Source organism: Streptomyces sp. Da 82-17 (genome assembly GCF_046098215.1).
Classification (GTDB): domain Bacteria; phylum Actinomycetota; class Actinomycetes; order Streptomycetales; family Streptomycetaceae; genus Streptomyces.
The window spans coordinates 308,582-320,273 of sequence record NZ_JBJURH010000001.1; the positions used below are offsets into that span (position 1 = coordinate 308,582).

Annotated in this window: 11 protein-coding genes; 8 read left to right on the plus strand and 3 right to left on the minus strand. The window is 73.0% G+C overall.

Annotated features, from left to right (window positions below; translation table 11 throughout):
• Positions 1-101: 101 nt before the first annotated feature.
• Genes ACIDOF_RS01405 through ACIDOF_RS01425 form a run of 5 tightly spaced genes read left to right on the plus strand, consistent with a single transcriptional unit; the run spans position 102 to position 5,476 of the window.
• On the plus strand, positions 102-785 hold the full coding sequence (locus ACIDOF_RS01405) for a hypothetical protein (protein ID WP_409003724.1): 684 nt from the start codon (positions 102-104) through the stop codon (positions 783-785).
• The gene (locus ACIDOF_RS01410; RefSeq protein ID WP_409003725.1) at positions 782-2,053 is read left to right on the plus strand and encodes an ATP-binding protein; all 1,272 of its coding nucleotides are present in this window, start codon (positions 782-784) and stop codon (positions 2,051-2,053) included. Before ACIDOF_RS01405 ends, ACIDOF_RS01410 begins: the two co-directional genes overlap by 4 nt.
• 53 nt (positions 2,054-2,106) lie before the next feature.
• A complete protein-coding gene (locus tag ACIDOF_RS01415; protein ID WP_409003726.1) occupies positions 2,107-3,486 on the plus strand; it encodes an FtsW/RodA/SpoVE family cell cycle protein in 1,380 nt (459 codons plus the stop codon).
• A 20-nt stretch (positions 3,487-3,506) separates the two neighbouring features.
• Positions 3,507-4,964: a peptidoglycan D,D-transpeptidase FtsI family protein gene (locus tag ACIDOF_RS01420; protein WP_409003727.1), complete on the plus strand. Its 1,458-nt coding sequence runs from the start codon at positions 3,507-3,509 to the stop codon at positions 4,962-4,964.
• A 44-nt stretch (positions 4,965-5,008) separates the two neighbouring features.
• A complete protein-coding gene (locus ACIDOF_RS01425; RefSeq protein WP_409003728.1) occupies positions 5,009-5,476 on the plus strand; it encodes a DUF3291 domain-containing protein in 468 nt (155 codons plus the stop codon).
• Positions 5,477-5,491: 15 nt separating this feature from the next.
• On the opposite strand, the gene ACIDOF_RS01430 is transcribed toward ACIDOF_RS01425, so the two are convergent.
• Entirely contained in the window at positions 5,492-6,091 is a 600-nt protein-coding gene (locus tag ACIDOF_RS01430; protein WP_409003729.1) for a Uma2 family endonuclease, read from the minus strand.
• Positions 6,092-6,196: 105 nt separating this feature from the next.
• Positions 6,197-7,306, minus strand: coding sequence for a ferritin-like domain-containing protein (locus ACIDOF_RS01435; protein ID WP_409003730.1), 1,110 nt, complete (start codon positions 7,304-7,306; stop codon positions 6,197-6,199).
• A gap of 214 nt (positions 7,307-7,520) precedes the next feature.
• On the opposite strand from ACIDOF_RS01435, the gene ACIDOF_RS01440 reads away from it, so the two are divergent.
• The 3 genes from ACIDOF_RS01440 (at position 7,521) to ACIDOF_RS01450 (ending at position 10,024) form a co-directional block, all read left to right on the plus strand.
• Positions 7,521-8,258: a TetR/AcrR family transcriptional regulator gene (locus tag ACIDOF_RS01440; RefSeq protein ID WP_409003731.1), complete on the plus strand. Its 738-nt coding sequence runs from the start codon at positions 7,521-7,523 to the stop codon at positions 8,256-8,258.
• A gap of 10 nt (positions 8,259-8,268) precedes the next feature.
• Positions 8,269-8,538 (plus strand): hypothetical protein, encoded by a 270-nt coding sequence (locus tag ACIDOF_RS01445; protein ID WP_409003732.1) that lies wholly within the window; start codon positions 8,269-8,271, stop codon positions 8,536-8,538.
• A gap of 319 nt (positions 8,539-8,857) precedes the next feature.
• Positions 8,858-10,024 (plus strand): NlpC/P60 family protein, encoded by a 1,167-nt coding sequence (locus ACIDOF_RS01450; protein ID WP_409003733.1) that lies wholly within the window; start codon positions 8,858-8,860, stop codon positions 10,022-10,024.
• Between the two features lie 368 nt (positions 10,025-10,392).
• Here ACIDOF_RS01450 and ACIDOF_RS01455 read toward each other — a convergent pair whose 3' ends face one another.
• Positions 10,393-11,643 (minus strand): styrene monooxygenase/indole monooxygenase family protein, encoded by a 1,251-nt coding sequence (locus tag ACIDOF_RS01455; RefSeq protein WP_409003734.1) that lies wholly within the window; start codon positions 11,641-11,643, stop codon positions 10,393-10,395.
• Positions 11,644-11,692 lie beyond the last annotated feature (49 nt).

Consider the following 11,692-nt stretch of genomic DNA (forward strand, 5'->3'; position numbering starts at 1 on the left):
CTGGTCGTCGCCGTAGCTGTAGCTGTAGTCGTCGCCGTAGCCGCGGTCGAGCGGCGGTCTGGAGGGCCCTGTTGGGAAGCCGTGCGGGGTGCGCACGCCGGGTGCGCCGGGGTGCGCTGCTGCTGCCCCTGTTCGCGCTGGCCCTCGCGGGCTGCGACGACGCGGGCGGCATCGAGAGCGCGGGCCCCACGCCGCGCGCGGTCGGCCCGGCCCGGCTCTGGCCGCAGCTGCCGCCGGCGAAGAACGACTACCCGGAGGACGACGAGGCGACCGTCGAGGTGGTCAAGGGCGTCGAGGCGCCCGGCGGCGACCTGCGCCGGGTCGACCCGCTCGCCGTCGTACGGGCCGAGCTCGCCGCCCACCCGCCCGCGGACAGCGGCGCCGACGCGATGCCGAGGAAGACCGCCGAGGCCGTCGAGCGCTGCCCGGCCGGCAAGAAGCCCGAGGAGGCGGTGTCCGGCTGCCCGGTGCTGCAGGCGTACTACCGGGACCTGACCGGCAGCGGCGCGGACGAGCTGATCGTCGGCATCCGGTTCGCCGAGGGCACGCTCGGCATCCGCGTCTACAGCCTCGACGGCGACCGGATCGTCCGGATCATGTCGACCGCCGAGGAGGTCACCCGCGTCGAGCTGGCCGGGCGGGACCTGATCGTGCACGAGCCGGCGCAGAGCCGCGGCTACGAGTTCCGGTACGCCTGGTCGTGGGACGCCCGGCAGCGCGCGATGCTGCCCGCGCGGATCGAGATCGTCCGCACGGGCGCGGACGGGTCCGCGGGGCGGCCGTGAGACTGCGACCGCCCGCCTGGACGGCGACGCTCACCTGGAAGGCCGCGCTCTTCATCACCGTCATGTGCTGTGCGCTGGCCACCCTGCTCGGCGCGCTCGTGCATGTCGCGGTCACCCGGCAGACGGTCGGCAACGCCCGCGACAAGGCGCTCACCAAACTGGAGGACGTCACCCGCCTGTACGAAGCCGGGGACCGGCTGCCGCCCGGCTCCGGCGTCGACCCGGCGGGCCTGCCCGAGTCGCTGCGCGCGCTCGCCGCGGACGGGCGGCGCGGCACGATCGTCGCCGACCACGACGGCCGGCCGACGATGTGGGCCGCTGGACCCGCCGACCGCGGCCGGACCATCGCCGCCGAGGTGGACTACACGCAGGGCGCGAAGACCATCGAGGGCCTCGACCGGGCCATCGCCGGGTCCGCGGTGCTCGCCATCGGGGCGACGCTGCTCGTCGGGGCGTTCGCGGTGACCCGGGTGACCCGGCGGCTCCACCAGACCGCGACCGTGGCCCGCCGGATCGGCGCCGGCGACCTGGACGCGCGCGTCGACGACCCCCGTACGAAGGACCCGTCGCGGGCGCAGGACGAGGTGGCGACCGTCGCCGGGGCGCTCGACACGATGGCGGCGACGCTGCAGGCCAAGCTGGAGAGCGAGCAGCGGTTCACGGCGGACGTCGCGCACGAGCTGCGCACCCCGCTGACCGGCCTGCACGCCGCCGCCGAGCTGCTGCCGCCCGGGCGGCCCGCCGAGCTGGTGCGGGAACGGGTGCAGACGATGCGGGTGCTGACCGAGGACCTCCTGGAGATCTCCCGGCTCGACGCCCGCCGCGAGCAGGTCGACCTCGACTGCCATCCACTGGGCCCGCTCGCCGAACGCGCGGTGCGGGCCTCGGGCACGGACACGGAGGTACGGGTCGTACGGGACGTCTGCGTCGAGACCGACCGGCGCCGCCTGGAGCGGGTGCTCGGCAACCTCGTCGCCAACGCGCACAAGCACGGGCGGGCGCCGGTGGTCGTCACCGTCGACGGCCCGGTCCTCTCCGTCCGCGACCACGGCGACGGCTTCCCGTCCTACCTGGTCGAGCACGGGCCGCAGCGCTTCCGCACGGAGGGCGGCGCGCACGGGCACGGCCTCGGCCTGACCATCGCGGCGGGGCAGGCCCGGGTCCTCGGGGCGCGACTCACGTTCACGAACGCGGCGGACGGCGGGGCGGTGGCGACGCTGAGGCTGCCGTACGCGGAGGGGGAGGCGGGCTGCGGCGAGCCGTCGTGACGGGGGCTCCTCAATCGCCGGAGGGGCTTGCTTTTCTTGCTACTTTGCCCCGCATGACCGGAAGAACCGTTGATGTGACAGACAGGCAGGAAACGTCTGTTCCGGCGGTACCGGTGCCGCGGCGGCGGGGAACCGAACTCGTGCTGCTCGTGCTCGCCGTCGGCCTCTGCGTGCTCGGCTATCTGAACGTGGGCCTCGCCCGGTACGGCGCCGTGCCCGGCAACGTCGACGACTACGCGCTCGGGCTCGGCGCGCTCGCGCTGCTCGCGCACATCGCCGTACGGTTACGCTCCCCGTACGCCGACCCGCTGCTGCTGCCGATCGCCGTGCTGCTCAACGGCCTCGGCCTGGTCCTCATCTACCGGCTCGACCAGGAGACCCCCGACGACCCGGCCGCGCTCGCCCAACTCACCTGGTCCACGGGCGGGGTGGCACTGTTCATCGTGGTGGTGCTCTTGCTGCGCGACCACCGGGCGCTGCAGCGGTACGCGTACCTGTTCGTCGTCGCCGCGCTCGCGCTGCTCGTGTCGCCGATCTTCTTCCCGGCCGTCAACGGCGCCCGGATCTGGGTGCGGATCGCCGGGTTCTCGCTGCAGCCCGCCGAGTTCGCGAAGATCCTGCTCGCCGTCTTCTTCGCCGCGTACCTCGCCGCCAACCGCACGGCCCTCGCGTACACCGGACGGCAGGTGTGGAAGCTGCAGTTCCCGACCGGGCGGGTGCTCGGGCCGATCCTGGCGATCTGGCTGGTCAGCGTGGGCGTCCTCGTCCTGGAGCGGGACCTGGGGACCTCGCTGCTGTTCTTCGGGATCTTCGTGGTGCTGCTCTACGTCGCGACCGGGCGCACCGGATGGATCGCCGTGGGCCTGCTGCTCGCCTGCGTCGGCGCGTTCGCGGCGGGCTCGCTCGAACCGCATGTGCACAGCCGCGTCCAGGACTGGCTGCACCCGTTCGCCACCATCGAGGAGGGCCGCGGGCCGACCCAACTCGCCCAGTCCCTCTTCGCGTTCGCCGCCGGCGGCCTCCTCGGCACCGGGCTCGGCCAGGGCCACTCCGTCCTCATCGGCTTCGCCGCCAAGTCCGACTTCATCCTCGCCACGGCCGGCGAGGAGCTGGGCCTGACCGGACTGTGCGCGATCTTCCTGCTGTACGCGATGCTCGTCGCCCGCGGCTGCAAGGCGGGGCTCGCGCTGCGCGACCCGTTCGGGCGGCTGCTCGCGATCGGGCTCGCCTCGATCCTGGCCCTGCAGGTCTTCGTCATCGCGGGCGGGGTCACCGGGCTCATCCCGCTCACCGGCATGGCGATGCCGTTCCTCGCGCAGGGCGGCTCGTCGGTCGTCACCAACTGGATCATCGTCGCGCTGCTCGTCCGTCTCAGCTCCTCCGCCCGCTCCCAGCCGCCGGACGCGTACGAGCAACTCCTCGAAGAGGACTGATACTTGAAGAGGACTGAGGCTTGACCCGTCACATCCGCCGCGCCGCCGCGTTCTGCCTGCTCCTGATGCTCGCCCTCGCCGTCAACGCCACCCGCATCCAGGTCTTCCGCGCCGACTCCTACGACGCCAACCCGGCCAACCGCCGCCAGACCATCGCCCGCTACGGGCAGGAGCGCGGCGACATCTACGTGGACGGCCGCCCGATCACCGGCTCCGTCGACACGGGCGAGCAGCTGCGGTACGAACGGACCTACAAGAACGGCCCGTTGTACGCGCCGGTCACCGGCTACGCCTCGCAGGTCTACGGCACGACGCTCCTGGAGGGTGCCGCCGACCCGCTGCTGTCCGGCACCGACCCGGACCTCGCGCCGTTCCCGTTCGTGGACGACGTGACGCGGGCGCGGCGGCCGGGCGGGGCCGTGCACACCACGATCGCGCCGTCCGTGCAGCAGGCCGCGTACGCCGCGCTCGGCGACAAGCAGGGCGCGGTCGCCGCCCTCGACCCGACGACCGGGCGCATCCTGGCCCTCGTCTCCACCCCGTCGTACGACCCGGAGCTGCTGTCCGGGAACGGGCGGTCGGAGGAGCGGCACTGGACGACGCTGAACAACGCGGCGAGCCGGCCGATGCTCAACCGGGCGATCCGGCAGACGTATCCGCCCGGCTCGGCGTTCAAGGTGGTGACCGCGGCGGCGGCCCTGGACGCGGGCGTCGTCACGGACCCGGACGCGAAGACCCGCTCCCCCGACCCGTACACCCTGCCGCGTACGTCGACCAAGCTCACCAACGAGGTCGAGGGCTGCAGGAACGCCTCGCTGCGGTACGCCTTCGAGTGGTCCTGCAACACGGTCTTCGCCAACCTGGGCGCGCAGGTCGGCCTGGACGGGCTCGTCGGCACGGCCGAGCGGTTCGGGTTCAACGACACGGATCTGCGCATCCCCGCGCGGGTCGCGAAGAGCAACCTGAACCGGGAGATGGAGCCGTCGAGCGTCGCGCTGTCCGCGATCGGGCAGTACGACACGACGGCGACACCGCTGCAGATGGCGATGGTCGCCGCGGCCGTGTCCAACAACGGGGACCTCAAGACGCCCCACCTGGTGGACCGGACGACGGACGCGTCCGGCCGTACCGTCTCGACCACGCACCCGGTCTCGCTGCGGCAGACCGTCAACCCGGGAACGGCGGCGCTGCTGCGGGAGTTGATGGTCGGCGTGGTCGAGGACGGCACCGGGAAGCGGGCGGCGATCCGGGGCGCGGTCGTCGGCGGCAAGACCGGCACCGCGCAGCACGGCATCGGCAACAAGGGCCTGCCGTACGCCTGGTTCATCTCCTGGGCGCAGGCCGAGGACGCGGCCGAGCCGAAGGTCGCGGTCGCGGTGGTCGTGGAGGACGCGGCGGCCGACCGGGACGACATCAGCGGCGGCGGCAGCGCGGCGCCGGTCGCGCGGGCCGTGATGAAGGCGGCGCTCGCGTTGTGAGACGGGGGTGGGGGTGCGGGGGCGGGTCGGCCTATCGTGCGCCCATGCCCACGGACGCCTCGCACGAACTCGCCCAGGTCAACATCGCCCGCCTCAAGTTCCCTCTGGATTCCCCGGAGTTGAAGGACTTCGTGGACGCCCTCGACCCGGTGAACGCGGTCGCCGACGCGGCCGACGGGTTCGTGTGGCGGCTGCAGAGCGAGTCGGGCAACGCGACGGACGTGCCGGTCCTCGACGACGCCTGGCTGATCGTCAACATGTCGGTGTGGCGGGACGCGAACGCGCTCACCGCGTTCATGTACCAGGGGCAGCACCGGGAGCTGCTCGCCCGGCGGCGCGAGTGGTTCGAGCGGGTCGAGGAGGCGGTGACGGCCCTGTGGTGGGTCCCGGCCGGCCACCGCCCGACCGTCGCGGAGGCGGAACAGCGCCTGCTCCACCTCCGCACCAACGGCCCGACCCCGCACGCCTTCAACCTGCGCACGTCGTTCCCGCCGGGAGCGGCCCAGGAGTGACGGAAGGACCGGGGCCTATCGGCGTCGGCCGACCGCCGTGAGGTCGATGTCGATGTCGAAGGGGACGGTGAGCACGACGCGGTCCTTGAAGATGCCGGTCGGCGCGTACGACCGGGTCGCCGGGTCGAGTTCGTAGACGTAGACCACGGGCTGCCCGCCGTTCTCCTCGACCCGCCAGTAGTGCGGAATGCCGGACTCCGCGTACTTGCGGGGCTTCACCTCGCGGTCGCGGTCCTCGGAGTCCTTGGAGACGACTTCTACGGCGAGGAGGACGTCCTCGGGCCTGAGCCACGTCTGCTCCGGCCCGGTGTCGGCTTCGGCATGGATGACCGACACGTCCGGCTCCGGCCTGTTGCGGTTGTTCAGCTTGACACTGAACTCCCGGTCGACGTCGTACGCGTCGGGTGCCTGCGCGAGGAGGCTGGCCTCCAAGAGCCTGATGGTGCGCATGTGGAATCGAGTCTGCGGACTCACGAAGACGAGGCTCCCGTCGATCAGCTCCGTGTGCGGGGGAAGGTTCGGAAGCCGGTCCAGGTCGTCCGCGGTCCAGCCGCCCTCGGGCGGGCGGACCCACTCTTGGTCCTCGTCAAGCCCGTACTCACGCGCGGCGCTCATGATCGCTCCCATGCGGCAGAGTCTCGCTGATATGTCCAGGCTACCCACGGCATATGCCGATCTGCCGCACGATGGAGTGAGCGCGACCGCGTAGCGTTGACGCGCTCAGCGCGCCTCCGTGGCCGCCTCGATGGTCTGCTCGACCTCTGTCACGCGGGCCGCCTCCTCCGCCGCGAAGCGTTCCGCGTCGAGTTTTTCGGCTATCTCCTCGTCCTGGGCCATCAGCTGGTCGAGGTTGGAGTCGCCCAGCTCGAAGACGCCCATGTCGACGTACGCCCGCTGGAGGCGTTCGCCCCAGAGGCCGATGTCGCGGACGCAGGGGACGATGCGGGAGAACAGCAACTGGCGGAAGAGCGCGAGGTATTCGGAGTTCTCGCTGTACTCGTCGGCCTCCTTGCGCGGGATGCCCAGGTTCTCCAGGACCTCCACGCCGCGCAGCCGGTCCCGCATCAGGTGGCAGCCCTCGATGACGAACTCCTCGCGCTCGCGCAGCTCGGCGTCCGTGAGCTGCTTGTAGTAGTCGCGCAGGGCCATCCGCCCGAAGGCCACGTGCCGGGCCTCGTCCTGCATCACGTACGCCAGGATCTGCTGCGGCAGGGGCTTGTCCGTGGTGTCGCGGATCATGCCGAACGCGGCGAGCGCGAGGCCCTCGATGAGGACCTGCATGCCGAGGTACGGCATGTCCCAGCGGGAGTCGCGCAGGGTGTCGCCGAGCAGCGACTGCAGGTTGTCGTTGACCGGGTAGACCATCCCGACCTTGTCGTGCAGGAACCGTCCGAAGATCTCCGCGTGCCGGGCCTCGTCCATGGTCTGGGTCGCGGAGTAGAACTTGGCATCCAGGTCGGGGACGGACTCGACGATGCGGGCCGCGCACACCATCGCGCCCTGCTCGCCGTGCAGGAACTGGCTGAACTGCCAGGACGCGTAGTGCCGGCGCAGCTCCCCCTTGTCCTTGGCGGTCATCCTCGACCAGTGCCGGGTGCCGTACAGCGTGAGCGCCTCGTCGGGGGTGCCGAGCGCGTTCTCCGGGTCGACCTCCAGGTCCCAGTCGATCCGCTTGGCGCCGTCCCACTGCTTGTCCTTGCCCTTCTGGTACAGGGCCAGGAGGCGGTCGCGGCCGTCGTCGTAGTCCCAGCTGAAGCGGGCCGATCCGGTCGCCGGGACCTGCCAGTGCGGCTCGCCCGGGTCCATGGCGTAGAGCTCCTGCGTCGACATCCCGACGCCTCCTTCGCTGCGCGAACTGCCGTACGGGACAAGCTCGTCGAGCTCGTTGGCAGGCTCACACGCGTGAGACGAGGCGTCAACGACTCGCGCGCACTCTCCCGCTGGAGGGCCGCCGGACGCCCGCGTCCCGCGATGTGGACGTCCTGCGAAATCTCTGCGGACAACCCGTGGCCCGGGCGCGGCGCGGGGCCGATACGCTGCGGGCATGCCCCCGGCAACCACCCGACGTGCCTCGACCCCCGCCTACCGCCGGCTCAGCGTGGAGGAGCGGCGCAGCCAGCTCCTCGACGCCGCGCTGTCCCTCTTCGCGCACCGCCCGCCGGAGGAGGTCTCCCTCGACGACGTCGCCGAGGCGGCGGGCGTCTCCCGCCCGCTCGTCTACCGGTACTTCCCCGGCGGCAAGCAGCAGCTGTACGAGGCCGCCCTGCGCACCGCCGCCGACGCCCTGGAGCAGTGCTTCGACGAGCCGCCGCACGGCCCGCTCACCGCCCGCCTCTCCCGCGCCCTGACCCGGTACCTCGCGTTCGTCGACGAGCACGACACCGGGTTCAGCGCGCTGCTGCAGGGCGGCAGCGTCGTCTCCACGTCCCGGACCAGCGCGATCGTCGACGAGGTCCGCGCCGTAGCCGCGGCGCGCATCCTCGCGCATCTGCCGGTCGCCGAGCCTGGACCGCGGCTGCAGCTGATGGTGCGCACCTGGATCTCCGCCGTCGAGGCCGCGTCCCTGATCTGGCTGGACGAGGGCAAGCAGCCGCCGCAGGAGGAGCTGCGGGACTGGCTGCTCGACCACTTCCTCGCCGTGACGACGGCCACCGCCGCGTCCGACCCGCAGACCGCCGAGGTGCTGCGCGCCGCGCTGGAACTGGAGGAGCCGGGCGGCATCGCGGCCTCGCTCGCCGGCCGGGTGCTGCCCGTGGTGAGCGACGCGGCGCACCTGCTGTGAGACTGGCCCGGTGAGAAGCGAGGACATCCCCTTCGAGGGCGGCCCCCTGGACGGCCGCACCCTGCCCGTACTCCTCGGCGCCACGGGCCAGCCCCCGAAGCGGTACGAGGTGCCGGTCCCGGACGCGGCCGGCGGGCCCCCGACGGTGCTCGTGTACCGGCGCGAGCCCGCGAGCCTCAGCCGCCGGCTCGGCGTCCCGCGCGGCTGGAAGTACGTGTACGACCCGGAGGGGCGGCGGGGGCGGGGGCTCAAGTGGCCGTGGTCGAGGGCGGGTTCGTAGCGCTCGCCTTTCGTCTGCGGCGCCGCGGTGGCCGGTCGCGCAGTTCCCCGCGCCCCTTTTCGGGGCTCCGCCCCGGACCCCGCTCCGTGCCCCTTCAGGGGCGCGGGGAACTGCGCGACCAGCCACGACGGCGCTGCAGCCGACAGACAACCGCCGGAGGCTTTCGGGAAGGGGCGGGGCGGGGAACAACGCGCTGTCAACGGCGCCGCACCGCTCCGTCGCCGCCCCGACCGGGACGAGTGAGCCGGTTCCGCCACCGGGCCCCACCCGCCGGGTGCCGCCGCCCCCACCGCTGCATGCTCGCCGCGGAGGTGATGGTGTGTCAGCCAACAGCATCGGCCGCGCCGTCTGCGCCGCGGCGGCGGTGGCGGGACTCGTGACGGGACTCCTGACCGGACCTCAGGCGGCGGCCGCGCCGGGGCCCGAGGAGGGGACCGTGGCAGGGCTCCTCGCGGATCTCCAGGAGCTGTACCGGAAGACCGAGCAGGCCACCGAGACGTACAACGCCACCGCGGAGAAACTGAAGAAACAGCGGACGCAGGCGAAGAAGCTGACCCGGGACCTGAAGAAGGCCCGCACCGCCCTGCACGACAGCCGGGCCGCCGCCGGACGCCTCGCCCGCCAGCAGTACCAGGGCGACAGCGAGCTCTCCCCGTACCTGAAGCTGCTCCTCGCCCGCGATCCGCGGCGAGCCCTCGACCAGGGCCACGTCGTGCGACGCATGGCCGCCGAGCGCGTCGAGACGGTCGGGCGCCTCGTCGACCGGGAGAAGCGGACCGCCGCGCTCGCCGCCCGCGCCCGCAAGGCCCTGGACGCCCAACTCGCCCTGGCCGAACGGCAGAAGGGGCAGCGGGACGAAGTGCAGGAACGGCTGCGGGACGTCGAGTCGATGCTCGCCGAGCTCACCGCCGACGAGCTGGACGCGCTGCGCCGCCTGGAGGCGGACTCCACCGCCGACGCCCAGCGCGACCTCCTCGACTCCGGCGCCCTCGGCGGCCCGCCCGGCAAGCCCGCGGCGACCCGCGCCCCGTCGAAAGCCGGCGCGGAAGCACTGCGGTACGCGGTGAAGCAGATCGGCAAGCCGTACGTGTGGGGCGCGGAGGGACCGAAGTCCTTCGACTGCTCGGGGCTGACCTCGCGGGCGTGGGAGCGGGCGGGGCGGGAGATTCCGCGTACGTCGCAGGAGCAGTGGGCGCAGTTGCGGCGCGTGCCGTTGGACCGGCTGCGGCCGGGGGACCTGGTCGTGTACTTCCCCGATGCCACGCATGTGGCGATCTATCTGGGCGGAGGGAAGGTCGTGCAGGCGCCGCGGCCCGGGGCGCGGGTCAAGGTCTCGCCGATCGCGGCGAACCCGCTCCTCGGCGCGGTCCGGCCCGACCCGGGCTCCCGCCCGGACCCGTCCTACCGTCCGCCGAAGTTGCCCGCGGGGGCGGAGGAGGGGGCGGATACGGGGTGGGGGTCGGAGTCGGCCCCGGGCGACGCCTGAGCCCCCCTCCCCCAGGGGGCTCCGCCCCCGGCCCCCCGCTCCTCGATCGCCGGAGGGGCTCCCCCTCCTGGGCCTTGCTCTTCGGCTGCAGCACCGCCGTGGCTGGTCGCGCAGTTCCCCGCGCCCCTCTCCGGGGCTCCGCCCCGGACCCCGCTCCTCAATCGCCGGAGCGGCTCCCGGGGGGCGTCTTTCGGGTCCCCCGCCGCCGTGGTGGGGCAGGCCGGGGTGACGGGCCCCGATAGGGGCGCGGGGAACTGCGCGAGCGGCCACCGCGGCGCCGCAGACGAAGGACCGACCCGGATCGAGCCCCTCCGGCGATTGAGGAGCCGGGGGCCGGGGGCGGAGCCCCCTGGGGTGGCGCGGGAGGCCTACCTGACCGAGTCCAAGTAGCGTTCCGCCGACGCCGGTTCGTAGAAGTAGCCCTCGAAGTCCGACGGATCGTCGAAGCCGTTGGCGAAGCGGTGGGCCACCTCGGGGTGCGTGTCCGCGGCCGTGATGACGGCCAGGGCATGGGCGGGCGGCGGGGCCAGCATCGCGTTGGTCCACCGCGTCGTGTGCCGCGCCGAGGACTCCCAGTACCGCGAGAACGCCGACCGCATCCACTCCTCGTCGAACGGCCGGTCCCCGTGCTCCAGGATGGAGCGGAGGTACGAAGCCGCGCACTTGGCGGCCGAGTTGGCGCCCTGCCCGGTGATCGGGTCGTTGGCGACGACCACGTCGCCGACCCCGAGGACGAGCCCTCCGGACGGCAGCATCGCGACGGGGTTGCGCACCGTCGGCGTGTAGCGTCCCGCCAACGTGCCGCCCGCGTCGGTGAGTTCGACGGAGGTGGTCCGCTCGTACTCCCACGGTGTGAACCGGCGCATCAGGGACAGGGTGAGGTCGAGGTGCTCGGCCGGGTCGGCGACGCCGCGGAAGGCGTCGACCGGGCCGCCGGGGACGCCTTCCCAGAAGAGGATGTCGGCCCGCCCGGAGGTGGTCAGCGTCGGGATGACGACCAGTTCGCCGACGCCCGGCACCATGTTGAGCCGCACCTGCCCGGTGTCGGGCCCGCCGGGGCGCGGTGCGAGCCCGTGCACGTAGGACACGGCGAGGGAGCGCTGCGGTCGGGTGTACGGGGAGCGGGCCGGGTCGCGGTCGAAGAGGTTGACGAGCTCGCCCTTGCCGGTGGCGACCAGGACCAGGTCGTACAGGCGGGAGAAGTAGTCGAGGTCGGAGACGGCGGCGCCGTGGATGACGAGCTGGCCGCCGCGCCGGACGAACGTGTCGAGCCAGCCGGCCATCTTCACGCGCTGGTCGACGGACTGGGCGATGCCGTCGAGCGGGCCGAGCCAGTCGACGGCGCGCTGCGCGGGGCCGGGGTCGTCGCTGCCGGGGACGGCGACGGTGACGCCGAGGCCTTCGATGGCCGGGGTCTGGGACTCCCAGAAGTTCAGCTTGAGGTCCCGCTCGTGCTGCAGCGCGGTGTGGAAGAGCACCTGGGTCGACATGACGCGGCCGGCCCGGATCTCGTCGGCGGTGCGGTGGGACATGAGGGTGACCTCGTAGCCCTGCGCCTGGAGTCCCAGGGCGAGTTGGAGCCCGGCCTGGCCGGCTCCGGCGATGAGTATCTTCCGCATGCGGGTGGTCTCGCTCTCCTACGGTGACGCGGGCTACTTCGGTACGTAC

What these genes read in the sequence shown, in the direction of transcription:
- ACIDOF_RS01415 (WP_409003726.1), top strand. Translation starts at nt 2,107, where the DNA reads ATGACCGGAAGAACCGTTGATGTGACAGACAGGCAGGAAACGTCTGTT.
- ACIDOF_RS01425 (WP_409003728.1), top strand. Translation starts at nt 5,009, where the DNA reads ATGCCCACGGACGCCTCGCACGAACTCGCCCAGGTCAACATCGCCCGC.
- ACIDOF_RS01430 (WP_409003729.1), bottom strand. Translation starts at nt 6,091, where the DNA reads ATGAGCGCCGCGCGTGAGTACGGGCTTGACGAGGACCAAGAGTGGGTC.
- ACIDOF_RS01435 (WP_409003730.1), bottom strand. Translation starts at nt 7,306, where the DNA reads ATGTCGACGCAGGAGCTCTACGCCATGGACCCGGGCGAGCCGCACTGG.
- ACIDOF_RS01440 (WP_409003731.1), top strand. Translation starts at nt 7,521, where the DNA reads ATGCCCCCGGCAACCACCCGACGTGCCTCGACCCCCGCCTACCGCCGG.
- ACIDOF_RS01455 (WP_409003734.1), bottom strand. Translation starts at nt 11,643, where the DNA reads ATGCGGAAGATACTCATCGCCGGAGCCGGCCAGGCCGGGCTCCAACTC.